Origin of the sequence: Thiobacillus sp., from assembly GCF_013693775.1 — a bacterium.
GTDB lineage: Bacteria > Pseudomonadota > Gammaproteobacteria > Burkholderiales > Thiobacillaceae > Thiobacillus.
Genome location: NZ_CP059257.1, coordinates 786,553 through 800,533, shown reverse-complemented (window position 1 = coordinate 800,533; position 13,981 = coordinate 786,553). Strand labels below are relative to the sequence as shown.

Sequence of the window (13,981 nt, the reverse complement as noted above, 5' to 3'; positions counted from 1 at the left end):
TAGATCAAACAAACTGAGAATCCCCCTGGGTATGGTTTGGAATACAGGTTGCCTCCCCGTGCAGAAGCTGATCTGCCAGCCATGCCGCCACGGTCAGATCGGCACTCGTGCCCGGGTTGAAACCTGTGGATTTGAGGGTCGTGTCCAGACCCGTCAAATGGGTTTTGGCGCAAGTCCAGTCGGCGCATTGGCCCAAGCGGGCAATGCAGTCGAAGGCCATTGTTCTCACGGCACCCGCTGCACTGCTGCCGTGTTTGCGCCAGATGTGGCTATCGGAAAAACTGGCCATGAATCCGAGATAGGCGGTCGTGACCGCCGCTGTCTCGCTGCCCCAGTGCATGCGTCCCTGATGCAGTGAAACCAGTCCGGGACCGAGGATGTCTGCATAGCAATGGGTGTACTGATAGGCGATGCGATCCCGGGCAGCCGCTTCCCGCATGGCTTCCAGCAGCGTGACGACCGGCGTTTCCCGAACATCGTGGCGAGGGCTTTCGCCGAGCCCGCCAGGTGCGGCCAGCCGGATGGCCCGGTAGACCCATTCCGCGTCATCGCGAGTGAGTGCAGCCAGGCTGCGCTGGAGCCGATGCGCCAGGATATCTCCTGGCATGCAGTGCTGGGCGGCATGAATGAGCGGCACAGCCAGCAGCACGATGCCGAGATTGGTATTGCAGCCGACCGCTTCCCGGGTGGCCTCGACCGCGCGGTAGATCCGTTCGCCGATCTCAAGGTCGGGATTGGCGACATGCGGCGCGGCTGCCTTGGCGCTGATCAGGAAATCTTCGGCAGTCATGCCGTGCCCCGGGGATTCCCAGCTCACGTTGCCAGGCTTGAAGGCGACCACATCCATCTCGCAGGCGGCAAGAAACAGGTCGGACATCGGCTGGGCGACGGGCATTTGCAGCAGGGCGTTCATGCGCACTGCTCCCGGGTTTCCCTGACCACGTGGCGGTCGAGAAAATCATCCACCAGCATGGCGGCGATGTTGTCCTTGACGACGCTTTGCAGACCCCGCCAGGCTGGAATGCTGTTCACTTCCAATACGTAGAGGCGGCCCTCGGGATCGCGTATCAGGTCGACCCCCGCATAATCCATGTCGAGCGCACGGGCGGCGTCCTCGGCCAGTCTGGACAACTCCGGGTCGATGGGGGCAGGCCGGCAGGCGGCGCCCTGGGCCACGTTGTTGATCCAGCTGGTGCCTTGACGCGTCATGGCGGCACGGCTGCGGCCACCGACCACGAGCACCCGGTAGTCCTCCCAAGAATCGGTCACGCTGCCGATGTAGCGCTGCAGGTAATACACCCCTGGTATGCCTCACCCGGCGGGAGATCGGCGGGCGAAGCCAGACGCTTGAGCCCCGCTCCCTGGGAACCGAACAGCGGCTTCAATACCAGCTCGTGCCCCAGCGCAATTTCGCGCATGATCAGGGCGCGCGCCTGGGATTCGGACTCCGTCACCCACGTGGGCGGCGTCGGAATACCTGCCCGATGCAGCAGCAGGCTGGTCATGGCCTTGTCCACGCTTTTCTCGATGGCGCGGACCGAGTTGTAGACGGGTACGCCCAGCAACGGCAACACGTGCAGAAAATCGAGACGCAGGATGACCTGTTCCAGGGTTCCGCCCGGCACGCCGCGAACGAACACGCCGTCGGGCAGTTCATGCTCGAAACCGGGTATCGCCACGCCGCCGCTCTGCCCCAGATCCACCCGGCAATCCGTCAGCGACAGATAGTTGGCCGCGTAGCCTCTGCGCGCGAACGCACGCTTGAGCTGCTTGCCGTGCCAGCCCGGATCGTCGGTAAAGATCGCGATGCGGCGTGTCATGAGAACGAACGCTCCAACAGGTCTGCGTTGAGTTGTCCGGCACGGAAACTGCGGCCTGTCTTGAGGCTGGTCACGATGATCTGTGCCGGTGCGAACAGCAGCGGGTCGATCTTGTAGAAGTCGTGTCCGGCATTCTTGAAAACCTGTGCGAAAGGCTGGCCATAGTCCTTCGAAGCCTCGCTCGGCATACGCTGCGCAAGCGCCTCGGCCGCCGCTTCCTCGCCGGCGACAAACAACTGGACGCGGCCGCCGAAAAGAATCGCATCGTTGGTGCGGCCCATGGCGGTCAGGAAATCCGGCGACGGCGGACAGACCGGGGCCGTGCCCATGCCGTCGACGATGTGATCGAGCGGGAAGCCCAGGAAGTGCGCTTTGTGCAGGGCCACTTCGAGTACGCGGGCCACTACCTGCACGCTGCCGGCCAGACTGGTGGTGGGCGTCAGGATCAAGGTCAGCCGGTCGGGNGAGACGTCGCACTGGCCAGCGATCTTGTCCAGCAAGGGCAGCGGCGGGATCTTGTCGGTTTCCAGAACGAGGCAGGCCGAGTCCGCGCGATCGCGATAGGCGAGTTCACCGAAGAGTTCTTCCTTGCCGGCCAGGGCACGGCCGGGACCCGATCCCAATGCGAAGAAACTGCCCTTGCCTTCGCCGTGCGACAGGCTCCATCCGGCGTACTGGCTGCCCAGACAGGCCAGCACCGGCTGCGCGGTGGAAACGGACAACTCCCAGGGCCAGGCGGCCTGGGCAGCGGCCGGAACGAGCGTGACGCGTCCGAGGCCGCCGAGGCAGATTTCGGCGATGCGCCGGCCTGCCTCGATGCCGCCCGCCACCCGGATGCCGGCATCGACGATGCGTACGCCATTGTCCTGCCGCGAAACCGCCAGGCGCAGTTCCGCGGCGTGGTCCACCAGGTATTCGACCAAGGTGGATGCGAGCTGGTTGACGCTGGGAACGTGATTCATCGGGTGTGTCATCAGGCAGGGAACATCTGAGTGGAGTGCGCGACGGCAGGGTCATTCCAGCCGGCTGTGGGNGAGGCGAAACGATCCAGCCACTGGAGGATCTCCTGACGCCGGCCGAGCGCCTGGTACCTGGCGGTGGCCGCATCCGGGCCGTCCGCACGGACCGTGCAGACAGGGTCGCCGGCCTCGATCACGCTGTCCGCCCAAGGCAGATCAGCACACCAGGAAGGCCAAGCGAAATCGGCCGGGATCAACAGGCGGGTTTCGGCGTAGACCACTGCCACGGCCATGCTGCCGCCCGGCTGGGGCAGTCGGGCCGGCAGTCGGCCCTTGCAGGCTTCGACGTGCAGATCGAACAGGCATGGCAGCAGCGGCACGTCCCATAATTCCAGCGTGGCGGGCGGACGCGGATTCAGTTCCAGCAATACCCAGCCGGAGGGGGTGACAATGAAATCGAGGCCGTTGAGGCCGACCAGGCCGAGCCGAGCGGTGAGCGCGCGTGCCGTATGCATGACGGCTTCGTCGACCCCGGCCGGGCCGGCATCCATGCGTGTCGCACCGGCATAGCTCCAACGTCCGGATGCCTGGGGCGGGGTTGTCAGGGGCTGGTTGAAACCGATCGAGCAGATGTCGCGCCCATTGGCCAGAAACAGGAAGGACCATTCCTCGCCGGCGACCTGTCGCTGGAAATAGCGTCCCGTATCGTTTTCAGGCAAGGCGGATGCGAGGCGTACATGCGTGCCGCCGCACGCGCCGGCCTGTTTGGACAGCCAACCGGCGACCTCTGCAGGGCGTGACATGCGGGTTGCCGGATGNGGAATGCCGAGCGCCGCGAGCAGGTTGCTGAAGCGTTCCGGATCCGCGACGGTTTCCAGGACCTCCGGCGAATTGCCCAGTACGATCCGCCCNTCGGACAGCCCGCGCAGCAGAGCCGGCTGGGCTTCGAGCCCCGATCCATAGACCAGGCCGAGACAGGCGGCAGGCGGACAGACCGAGTCGGCCGCATCCAGCATGGCGGTCGCGTCGAATTCGCCGTTGCGGTCCAGCGGCGAGCGTGCCCATTTCAAGGCCATCCCGCAGGTATCCTGGTCGGCGAAGGCATCGATTCCGACCACCGAGCGCTGCGCGCGCGCTGCCGCCTTGGCCAGTATGCGCCCGGATAGCGAGGTGAGCAGAAAGGCCTTAGGCGGCATGCAACCGGGCCTCGCGCAAACAGTCGGCAAAGCCCAGATAAAGCGGGCTGTCCGTGCGCAGCATGGCCTGCAGCAGGCCTTGCTGAACCTTGTATTTGATGTTGCCGATGGCGAGCGGACCGATTCCCACGGCATGCCCAGAGGCTGCCACAAGCGGCTTGCCATCGTCCATGACGCCGATCCCTTCGATCCCGGCCGGCGGGACTGCATTGATGTCGGCCGCCACCAGCAAGCGTGCCGCGTGCGCGAGATGCGCGGGCCCCATCACCTGGACGCCGGCTTTCGCCGTGGCGAGCGCGACTTCGGTGTCCGCGATGAGCGCCGCCTTGGCATCGTCGGAACTGGCATCGATGGGGCGTATCGTCACGCCGAAGCGGGCCTGGATGGCCTCGGCGGCGGACTGTGCCCGGAACAGGCCATCGTGGCCGGGAATCGTGACCTCGGCGCCCGCCTGGGCGGCGAGCACGGCAGCAATCATGCCGACCGGGCCGGTGCCGCCGAAAACGGTGACGCGGCGGCCGGCAAGCGTGCTGCCATGGGTGCCGGCCAGGGCTTTTTCCACGGCGGCGATCATGGCCGCGGCGGTAGTGAAGGCGCCGCTCGGATCGGCGAAGACCGACACTTCGAAGGGCGGCACCATTGCCTTGCGTGCGGCGTCCAGCATGCCGGCGGCGAGCATGGGATCGCGTCCGCCGATGAAGATGCCGGTGTGCTTCACGCCTTTCGGACCCCGGGAAAAGATGGCGTCCTGGGTAAAGCCTGCGATGTCTTCCAGCCCTACGCCCGAATACGGGATCACGGCGTTCCAGCCGGCATCGTAGGCCATGTTCACGTCAAACGGGCTGACCCGTGTGCCGGGCGTGGCGAAGTGCAGCAAATAGGGTTTTTCCATTGTTTTCTCCAGCTGTTGTTATTCAGGAATGCGCTTGGGCCCGGTATGCTTCGGTACGGATTTCCGCGCCGCGGTTGCGGCCGGAACACACCATGAATTCCAGCCCTTCGGTACCGAACTCGTTGTACGCGGCACGTGCCAGGGAACGTGCCTGAATTTCCGAGTCGATCAATGCAAAACCGGTGGGCCCCCACGAGCTTTGCCCGATGCCTTCGGCGCCGTTCCGTGCCAGCCAGGCCAGCGCGCTGGCCACGTGATGGCTGGCGAACCGTCCGCCTTGGGCCGGCGCGAAATGATCACCCACGGTCTGCTGGATGGCGTGGATGGCGGCGCCGAATCCCGGAAGATCCTGCTCGACCAGGGACGGCATGGCCTGCATCAGCGCGAGCCGGCACAGGTGCGCGGCTCGCGCCTCGGGAAATTTTGGCAGGGCGGCGAAGGCCCGCTTTTCCTGCTCGCCGTGCAAGCCCTTGTAGGTCTTGTCCATCACCAGGATCACGCGCCACTGCGCGGGAAACTCGATGCGCGAAATCACCAGGGGCGGGTCGCCTTCGTCCTTGCGTCCGCCATCCACCACGAACCCGCCCTGCGTAAACAGGCCCAGGCCGATGCCTGAACGCGCGCCCCGGTTCAATTTCCTGGCCATGTCGTGGACCGGCCAATCCACGTCATACAGCCGGGCAAGCGCCGTGCCGACGGCCAGGGCGAGTTGGGTACCCGAGCCGAGACCGGCGTGATCGGGGATGGCCTGATGGACCTGGATATAGGTGCCGTCCGTAATGCCCATGGCCGCGAGCGATTGGCGTGCAAACGATTCCACCCGCTCGGATTGCGGACCTTCTGCCGAAACCTGTTCGGCCGGATAGGCGGTCAGCGTCGTGGCCAGTTCATCCAGTGACAGACCCAGGCTGCCGAAGCGCCGCCCCAGTCCGCCATTGAGGTCGAGAAACCCCATGTGAAGCCGTGCGGAGGCTCGTACGGTAACGCTGATCGTGGCGGTATGTGGCATGTGTATATGGCGTGGTGCAAAGCGTGTAAGCCTCTGGAAGCAATTGCTATGCCAATGGGAAAATACATAAATAATCAATCGTCTAGCTTTACATGCTCAGAGCGACGATGTGACAGACTGTCACGCCGCTCGCATCGGCCGCGTGACATCTTTTATGGAGGAAGGCGGCATGCGTCGACGGGAAACTGCCTGCCTGGCCAGACACATAGGCGCAGCCGTGACATGCATGGCATGGATCCTGCTAAATGCTTTGGCACTTCAGTCTTTTGAGTCTTCTATCTCAGTGTCCAGTCCTTCGGTTTGTTGTCCTTTTTGCGGTTTGCTGTGTGACGATCTGGAAGTCGTGCGCGAGGGGACGGCGTGCGGCTCGAACGCCGGCGTGTCCCCGCGCATCGCGGTTGTTTTCCATCCCGGACCCTGGCCAGGCCATGATTGCCGGCTTGCCCATCAGCCGGGATGAAGCTTGCCGGTCGGCGGCGATCATCCTGTCAGGTTCGCGCCGTCCGCTGATCGGAGGATTGGGATGCGATGTCACGGGCCATCGCGCTGCCCTGTCGCTGGCGGAAAAGCTGGGGGCGTGGTCGACCACATGCATGGCCGCGCACAGTTCCGTAATGTGCAGGCTTTCCAGGATGGCGGCTGGGTGACGACCACCCTGTCCGAGGTGCGCAACCGTGCCGACCTGATCGTGCTGGCGGGCACGGATGCTTCGCGCTATCCGCGTTTCTTCGAACGCTGTCTTGCCCCGGCGTCCCAGTTTGGCGAGTTGACGCGCAAGGTCGTGGTTCTGGGCGATCCCGTGCCGTCCATTCCCGTCATGGACGGCGTATCCGTTTCGTCCATCCCGATCGATGCGGGCCGCCTGGGCGAATTATTTGCCGTCATGCGCGCCAGCTTGGCAGGGATGCCTACGCGTGCCGCAGACGTGGCGGGCGTGTCGATCGGGCAGATCGAGGCCCTGTTGGCCGATATGCGTGCGGCCCGCTATGGTGTGCTGGTCTGGAACGCGGCGGAACTGGATTTTCCGCAGGCCGATCTGACCATCCAGTCGGCCGTGAATCTGGTCAAGGATCTCAACCAGGCGACGCGATGGTCCGGGTTGCCTCTGGGGGCGACGATGGCGGCACCTCGGCCGCGCAAACCTGCACCTGGCAGACCGGCTACCCCTTGCGCACCGCATACGAAATCGCCGGTCCGCGCTATGAACCGCTGCTGTTCGACAGCGACCGTCTGCTGAAAACAGGGGAGGTGGATGCGCTGGTCTGGATATCGGCGTTCGATCCCGAACGCACGCCCCCGCCGTGGATTGTCCGACCGTGGTGCTGGGTCGGGCCGACATGCGGTTTGCCCGGGCGCCGGATGTGTTCATTCCGGTGGCCGTTCCGGGCGTACAGCATGCGGGTTTCCTGCATCGCATGGATGCGGTGGTGGCCTTGCCCTTGACGGCGCCCGCATCGTCCAGCCTGCCGAGCGTGGCCCAGGTCCTGCCATCATCCAGGGAGAGACGAATCATGCTGCGGCTTAAGAATGGCCGGATCTACGACCCTGCGCACGGCGTCGATGGCGAGGTCCGCGATCTCTATATCGAGGATGGCCGCATCGTGGCCGCACCAGGGCCGGATGCGAGAATCGATCGCGACATCGATCTCGCCGGCCGCGTGGTGATGGGCGGCGCCATCGACCTGCATACGCACATCGGCGGCGGCAAACTGAACATTGCGCGGGCGCTGTTGCCGGAGGACCACCGCCAGGATCCGCTCCCGACCAGCGGCGGCATGCATGCCGGCTGTGGTCACGCCGCGCCCTCGACCTGGACCACCGGTTACCGCTATGCCGAGATGGGCTATACCGCCTGCTTCGAGCCGGCCATGCAGCCCACCAACGCGCGTCATACCCATCTCGAGATGGGCGATACGCCCATGGTGGACAAGGGCGCCTACGCCATGCTCGGCAGTGACGACTTTTTCCTGCGCATGCTGGCCAGCGGGGCGGACCAGCGCCTGATCAACGACTACGTGGGCTGGACGCTGGATGCGAGCCAGGCCATGGCCATCAAGGTGGTGAATCCGGGCGGCATCTCTGCCTTCAAGTTCAATGCCCGCAGCCTGGATCTGGACGAGGCCCATCCCTATTACCGCGTGACACCCCGACAGGTGGTGCAGGCACTCGCGCGGGCTGTGCACGACCTGGGTGTGGCGCACCCGCTGCNNGTGCACGCGAGCAACCTGGGCGTTCCCGGCAATGCCGACACCACCCTGGCAACCATGGCCGCGGCGGAGGGGCTGCCCATCCATCTGACGCATATCCAGTTCCACAGTTATGGCACCGAAGGCGAGCGCAAGTTTTCCTCCGAAGCCGAGCGCATTGCCGATGCCATCAACCGCATGCGCAATGTGTCGGCCGATGTCGGACAAGTCCTGTTTGGCCAGACGGTGACCGTCTCGGGCGACAGCATGAAGCAGTACGGCAACCATCGCCATGCCAGCCCGGACAAATGGGTGGTTATGGACATCGAATGCGACGCGGGCTGCGGCGTGGTTCCGTTCAAGTACCGCGACAAGAATTTCGTCAACGCCCTGCAATGGGCGATCGGTCTGGAACTGTTCCTGCGGGTCAACGATCCCTGGCGCATCTTCCTGACCACTGACCATCCCAACGGTGCGCCCTTCACCAGCTATCCGCACCTGATTCGCCTGCTGATGGACAAGCGCTTCCGCGATTCGAAGCTGGACGAGATCAACGCCGAGGCCGCCGCGCACAGCCAGCTGCGCAGTCTGGATCGGGAATACAGCCTCTACGAGATCGCCATCATGACGCGCGCTGCACCGGCCCGCTCCCTCGGCCTGACCGATCGCGGTCATCTGGGCGAAGGGGCGGCGGCCGACATCGTGGTCTATCGCGACGATGCCGACCGCGAGGCCATGTTTGCGCAGCCCGAGTATGTGTTCAAGGACGGCCAGCTCATCGTGCGCGACGGCAAGGTGGTGAACGTGGTCAATGGTGCATTGCACGTGGTGAAGCCCGAGTACGACAAGGGCATCGAGAAACCCCTGAAGGATTATTTCGATCGTTACATGACAGTCAGGATGGAAAACGTCCGCATAAGCGACGACGAGATCTGCACGTGCGGCGCCAGCAAACTGATTCCCCATGTGTGCAAGGGGAGGGCGGCGTGATCATCAATGGCGTATACATCGACGACACCTATGCGGAAGCCTTCGGTATGAAGGCAACCCGCATTGTCATCACCGCGGACAACCTGACCTGGGCAAAGCATGCGGCCAACGCCGCCTTCGGCTTTGCCACCTCGGTCATCGCCTGCGGCTGCGAGGCGGGTATCGAACGCGAGCTGTCTCCGGAGGAAACACCCGACGGGCGCCCTGGCGTGGCCGGCCTGCTGTTTGCCGTCTCCACCAAGGAGCTGGCCAAACAGCTGGAGCGGCGTGTCGGCCAGTGCGTGCTGACCTGTCCCACCACGGCTGTGTTCGCCGGCTGCGAAGGCGAGGAATCGCTGCCGCTCGGAAAACCTGCGCTATTTCGGCGACGGCTGGCAGATGTCCAAACTCATCGCCGGCCGACGCTACTGGCGCATCCCGGTGATGGACGGCGAGTTTCTGGCCGAGGAAACGACCGGTCTGATGCGTTCGGTCGGCGGCGGCAATTTCCTGGTCCTGGCGCGTTCGCGCAGCCGGGCGCTGGCCGCCTGCGAAGCGGCAGTGGATGCCATCCTGCGCGTTCCTGGCGCCATCGCGCCCTTCCCGGGTGGGGTGGTCCGCTCGGGCTCCAAGGTGGGCTCCAAATACAAGGCGCTACCCGCTTCCACCAACGATGCCTTCTGTCCGACCCTGCGCGGCGTAGCGAAAACCGAGCTCAGCCCGGGCGTGGACGCCGTGCTCGAGATCGTGATCGATGCCGTCACCGACGCCGACATGCGCGTGGCGATGAAGGCCGGCATGGATGCGGTCTGCGGGATCGGCGCGGCAGGAGGCATCGTACGTCTGTCGGCCGGCAACTACGGCGGAAAGCTGGGCCAGTTCCACTACCGGTTGCGGGAGATTCTGGCATGACGACACTGAACTTGCGCGCCATGCCGAACGGACGTGTCGACATGACCGGCGTACTGCCGGAAACGCTCGCCGGGCGGCGTGCGGATGACATCGCGAAGCAGATCATCCATCTGGCAGGCAACCCTATGATGCTGGGCGACCTGTTCGAGGTGGACGTGGACGAAACCGACATGCTGGTGATCCGTACCGACAGCGATCGACTCGATTGCCTGGGCAAGGGCATGAGCACGGGCAGCGTGCGGATCGAAGGACCGGCAGGGCATTACGCCGCGCAGGGGATGCGCGGCGGCGAACTCGATATTCGCGGCGATGCCGGAGATGGCGCCGCCAACGGCATGATGGGCGGCCTGCTGCGCATCCGCGGCAATGCCGGCGACTGGCTCGGTGCCGCATTGACCGGCGACCGTACCGGGATGGCGGGCGGCGTGGTGGCGGTCGAAGGCAATGCTGGCGATCGTCTCGGCGATCGCATGCGGCGCGGCTTGATTCTCGTACGCGGCCAGGCGGGGGACGCCTGCGGTGCGCGGCTCCTCGCCGGTACGCTCGTGGTGGCGGGTGGCTGCGGCACGCTGCCGGGATCCGGCCTGCGACGCGGAAGCCTGATCCTGGGCCGCAGTCCCGAAGCCATCCCACTGAGCTTCAATGATTCGGGTCGGGTCGACCTGAGTTACCTGGGATTGCTGCATCGCCATGCGGAAAGCTTCCTGCCCGGGCTGCTGCCGGCTTCCACGCAAGCACACCGCTACATGGGCGATCTGGCCTTCGGCGGCAAAGGGGAGATCCTGGTGCTGGCATGAAAATGGTGTGTCTGCGCCACGGCGAATCCGAGTACAACCTGCGCGGCCTGTGCAATGCCGATCCGGCCGTTCCGGTGTCGCTGACGCCGAAGGGGCGGTTGCAGGCGGCGGCGGCCGCACAACGCTTGCGGGATGTGCCGATCCGGCGCGTGTATGTGTCGCGCCTGAAGCGCGCCCACGAAACTGCGGCCATCGTCAACGCGTCCCATTGCGCCGACATCTATGTGGATGGGCGACTCGACGATCGCAACACCGGCTACGAAGGTCAGCCGGTTGCGGAGTATCTGTCTGCCATGCGCGGCGCAGCCGATCCGTTTTCATGGAAGGCGTCCACAGGCGAGTCCTATGCGGAGATGGTCGGACGCGTGCACGGCTTCCTGGAAGAGATCGAGCACGATGACGCGTCCGCGGTGCTGGTGGTGGCGCATCACGAGGTTCTGCAGGCCGTGACGGGGCATTTCAGGAAGCTGAGCCTGCCCGAGATGTGGAATGTCTGGGTGGATCACTGCGAAGTACTGGAATTCGACCCGGCATGACAGCATTCACTTGCGGCCGTTTCCACTTTACGCTGGCGCGTCCCCTGGTCATGGGCATCGTCAATGCGACGCCCGATTCGTTTTCAGACGGCGGGCTTTATGCAGCCCGCGAGCGTGCCATCGAGCATGGGTTGCGACTGCGCGAGGGGGCCGACATCCTCGATATCGGCGGAGAATCCACCCGGCCCGGCGCCACCCCGGTGGAAGCCGAGGAGGAATTGAGGCGGGTGCTGCCGGTGCTCAAAGGCCTGCGCGACTGCGGCGCCGCACTGTCGATCGACACCATGAAGACGCCGGTGATGGCGGCCGCCCTGCACGCAGGGGCCGACATGATCAACGACGTCAATGCCTTGCGCGCGCCCGGTGCGCTTGACGTCGTGGCGGCTTCGCACTGCGGCGTCTGCCTGATGCATATGCAGGGCACGCCGCAGACCATGCAGCAGCAACCGCGATACGGTGACGTCGTATCGGAGGTGCTGGAGTATTTGCATCTGCGCACGGAGGCGGCGACGCGGGCAGGCATTGCCCGGGAACGCCTGCTGTGGGACCCCGGCTTCGGTTTCGGCAAGACACCCGCACACAACATCGCCCTGTTTCAGGCACTGGACCGTTTTACATTGGCGTCGCCGACCCTGGTGGGCATCTCGCGCAAATCATTGTTCGGCACGCTCACCGGCCGGCCGGCGCCGGAACGGCTGGTCGCCAGTATCACGGCGGCCACGCTGGCCGCACTGAAAGGCGCGGCGATCGTGCGCGTCCATGATGTCGCGGCCACGGTCGATGCCCTGAAGGTCCTGCATGCCTTGGGTATGGAATCCCGGTAATCCTTTTCAACTTCAGGAGTTTTCTCTCATGCGCTCACGTCGCCATCCCCATGCTTTTCTATTGCTGGCCGCCCTCGCTTGCCCCGTCTGGTCCTGGGCCGGCGATGTGAAGATCGACCATGCCTGGGTGCGTGCCACGGCACCCGGCCAGAAAGTAGCGGGCGCGTTCATGGCGATCACAGCCGACCGGGACATGGAACTCGTCGCGGGAACGACCNCCCGCGCAGATCATGTCGAACTGCATTTCATGCGCATGGACGGTGGCGTGATGGAAATGCGCGAGCTTGAATCGATCAAGCTGCCGAAAGGCGAAACGGTCAGCCTGGAACCGGGCGGACTGCATGCCATGCTCATCGGTCTCACATCGCAGGTCGTGGCGGGCGAGAAAGTGCCCATGACCTTGACGTTCAGGGACAGCCAGGGCAAACAGGAAAACATCGGCATCACGCTGGATGCTGTCTCGCCTCGCCATTGACCGCTGCGACGCTGCGGCAATTTGCCACATTGTCGTGACACGTCGCGCACCCTACACTCGTCCCGAATAGAAACCAATAAATTTCCTGAATGTTTTTCAGGGCCGGTACGGATTGTCCGGGCGGCGCAGCAGCGGCTACTGCGTATTCGCCCGCATCCGGCCAGGGGAACGAGAGACGTCATGATGAGCATTATGAACATGGCTCCCGGCCGTTGGGGCCTGGCGCAGACCGCAGCTGCGCTATTGCTGTCGGGGCACGCGGGCGCGGCCTTGCCGCATACGCACATGTCGCCGGAAAATCCGGGACAGGCCGCCGCGTCCCGATCGGCAAAACCCACGCTGGCGATCGGGGCCACCATCGACGCACAGGGCCGGATCTGGCTCGCCCGGGTCGAAAACCGGACGCTCCTGGTTTCGCATTCGGCCGACGACGGCCAACATTTTTCTGCCCCGGTCGCCGTCAACGCCGAATCTGAAAATATCGGGGCGGAAGGTGAAAACCGGCCCAAGATCGCCGTCACCCGCAATGGCACGGTACATCTCACCTGGACGCTGTTGCTGCCGCAACCCTACACCGGCGAGATTCGTTACGCGCGCTCGACCGATGGCGGCAAGACCTACTCGGCGCCCATCACGATCAACGACGACAAGCGCCTGACCAGCCACCGTTTCGATTCGCTGGTTTCAGATAGCGGCGCCCGACTGGCCATCGTCTGGCTGGATGGCCGCGACCGGGATGCCGCGAAAGAGCAGGGCGTGGCATACGCTGGCACATCGGTGTATGTGGCGCGCTCCGACGATGACGGTGCCAGCTTCCATGCCAACCGCAAGTTGGCCGAGCATACCTGCGAGTGCTGCCGGACAGCGCTGGCCTGGACAGCGGATGGCCCCGTCGCCCTATGGCGCAACCTCTACGGTTCCAATACGCGCGACTTCGCATTTTCCTATCTCGATACGGGCAAGGTGCAGCGGCTGGCCAATGACGAATGGAATATCGATGCCTGCCCGCACCATGGCGGCGGGATTGCAACCGGCGGCGACGGCACGCTGCACGCGGTCTGGTATACCCGCGGCAAGAACCGCCAGGGACTGTTTTACCGGCAGGTGAAAGGTGACCAGATGTCGGCGCCCATGGCGTTCGGCAATCCGCAGGCCCAGGCCGGCCACGCCACCGTGGCGGCTGACGGGCAGATCGTGCTGATCACCTGGCGCGAGTTCGACGGCCAGGCTTACGGCGCGATGGCATTGCTGTCGAAGGATGGGNGTGCCAGCTGGAGCGCGCCGCACCGTATCGCGACGACTGCCGATGCCGCGGACTATCCGATGCCCCTCATCCATGACGGCCGGATGCAGGTCGTGTGGAACACGCTCCGCGAAGGCGTCCGAATCCTGGAGGTCGAGTGATC

12 protein-coding genes and 2 pseudogenes are annotated in these 13,981 nt (G+C 64.7%); 8 read left to right on the top strand and 6 right to left on the bottom strand.

Annotated elements, in window-relative coordinates:
• Positions 1-4: 4 nt before the first annotated feature.
• The 6 genes and pseudogenes from HZY77_RS03990 to HZY77_RS03965 form a co-directional block, all read right to left on the bottom strand.
• Complete coding sequence (locus tag HZY77_RS03990) at positions 5-913, bottom strand: triphosphoribosyl-dephospho-CoA synthase (protein WP_296659379.1); 909 nt, start codon at positions 911-913, stop codon at positions 5-7.
• Positions 910-1,820 (bottom strand): annotated as a pseudogene (locus tag HZY77_RS03985) (RimK family alpha-L-glutamate ligase). Before HZY77_RS03985 ends, HZY77_RS03990 begins: the two are co-directional and overlap by 4 nt.
• Positions 1,817-2,782: a methenyltetrahydromethanopterin cyclohydrolase gene (gene mch, locus HZY77_RS03980; RefSeq protein ID WP_296818970.1), complete on the bottom strand. Its 966-nt coding sequence runs from the start codon at positions 2,780-2,782 to the stop codon at positions 1,817-1,819. The pseudogene HZY77_RS03985 and the gene mch overlap by 4 nt, the downstream one beginning before the upstream one ends.
• Positions 2,783-2,793: 11 nt before the next feature.
• Positions 2,794-3,975 (bottom strand): ATP-grasp domain-containing protein, encoded by a 1,182-nt coding sequence (locus tag HZY77_RS03975; RefSeq protein ID WP_296818967.1) that lies wholly within the window; start codon positions 3,973-3,975, stop codon positions 2,794-2,796.
• Positions 3,965-4,867 (bottom strand): NAD(P)-dependent methylenetetrahydromethanopterin dehydrogenase, encoded by a 903-nt coding sequence (locus tag HZY77_RS03970; RefSeq protein WP_296818965.1) that lies wholly within the window; start codon positions 4,865-4,867, stop codon positions 3,965-3,967. The genes HZY77_RS03975 and HZY77_RS03970 overlap by 11 nt, the downstream gene beginning before the upstream one ends.
• A gap of 22 nt (positions 4,868-4,889) precedes the next feature.
• Complete coding sequence (locus HZY77_RS03965) at positions 4,890-5,876, bottom strand: beta-ribofuranosylaminobenzene 5'-phosphate synthase family protein (RefSeq protein ID WP_296629731.1); 987 nt, start codon at positions 5,874-5,876, stop codon at positions 4,890-4,892.
• Positions 5,877-6,453: 577 nt separating this feature from the next.
• Here HZY77_RS03965 and HZY77_RS03960 point away from each other — a divergent pair.
• The 8 genes and pseudogenes from HZY77_RS03960 to HZY77_RS03925 all read left to right on the top strand — a co-directional run bounded on the left by HZY77_RS03960 (position 6,454) and on the right by HZY77_RS03925 (position 13,979).
• Positions 6,454-7,113, top strand: a complete 660-nt coding sequence (locus tag HZY77_RS03960; protein WP_296818963.1) for a hypothetical protein — start codon at positions 6,454-6,456, stop codon at positions 7,111-7,113.
• 274 nt (positions 7,114-7,387) lie between these two features.
• The gene (locus HZY77_RS03955) at positions 7,388-9,052 is read left to right on the top strand and encodes a formylmethanofuran dehydrogenase subunit A (protein ID WP_296820822.1); all 1,665 of its coding nucleotides are present in this window, start codon (positions 7,388-7,390) and stop codon (positions 9,050-9,052) included.
• Positions 9,049-9,943: pseudogene (fhcD, locus tag HZY77_RS03950) on the top strand (formylmethanofuran--tetrahydromethanopterin N-formyltransferase). The gene HZY77_RS03955 and the pseudogene fhcD overlap by 4 nt, the downstream one beginning before the upstream one ends.
• A complete protein-coding gene (locus HZY77_RS03945) occupies positions 9,940-10,740 on the top strand; it encodes a formylmethanofuran dehydrogenase subunit C (protein WP_296818961.1) in 801 nt (266 codons plus the stop codon). Before fhcD ends, HZY77_RS03945 begins: the two are co-directional and overlap by 4 nt.
• Entirely contained in the window at positions 10,737-11,276 is a 540-nt protein-coding gene (locus HZY77_RS03940; RefSeq protein ID WP_296818959.1) for a histidine phosphatase family protein, read from the top strand. Before HZY77_RS03945 ends, HZY77_RS03940 begins: the two co-directional genes overlap by 4 nt.
• Entirely contained in the window at positions 11,273-12,100 is an 828-nt protein-coding gene (folP, locus tag HZY77_RS03935; protein WP_296818957.1) for a dihydropteroate synthase, read from the top strand. Before HZY77_RS03940 ends, folP begins: the two co-directional genes overlap by 4 nt.
• 28 nt (positions 12,101-12,128) lie before the next feature.
• Positions 12,129-12,575, top strand: coding sequence for a copper chaperone PCu(A)C (locus HZY77_RS03930; RefSeq protein ID WP_296818954.1), 447 nt, complete (start codon positions 12,129-12,131; stop codon positions 12,573-12,575).
• 180 nt (positions 12,576-12,755) lie between these two features.
• Positions 12,756-13,979 carry a sialidase family protein gene (locus HZY77_RS03925; RefSeq protein WP_296818951.1) on the top strand — a complete coding sequence of 408 codons (1,224 nt, stop codon included), beginning with the start codon at positions 12,756-12,758 and terminating at the stop codon, positions 13,977-13,979.
• Positions 13,980-13,981: the final 2 nt, after the last annotated feature.

Coding starts and splice junctions, on each gene's coding strand:
- HZY77_RS03990 (WP_296659379.1), bottom strand. CDS start 913: ATGAACGCCCTGCTGCAAATGCCCGTCGCCCAGCCGATGTCCGACCTG.
- HZY77_RS03970 (WP_296818965.1), bottom strand. CDS start 4,867: ATGGAAAAACCCTATTTGCTGCACTTCGCCACGCCCGGCACACGGGTC.
- HZY77_RS03965 (WP_296629731.1), bottom strand. CDS start 5,876: ATGCCACATACCGCCACGATCAGCGTTACCGTACGAGCCTCCGCACGG.
- HZY77_RS03945 (WP_296818961.1), top strand. CDS start 9,940: ATGACGACACTGAACTTGCGCGCCATGCCGAACGGACGTGTCGACATG.
- HZY77_RS03940 (WP_296818959.1), top strand. CDS start 10,737: ATGAAAATGGTGTGTCTGCGCCACGGCGAATCCGAGTACAACCTGCGC.
- folP (WP_296818957.1), top strand. CDS start 11,273: ATGACAGCATTCACTTGCGGCCGTTTCCACTTTACGCTGGCGCGTCCC.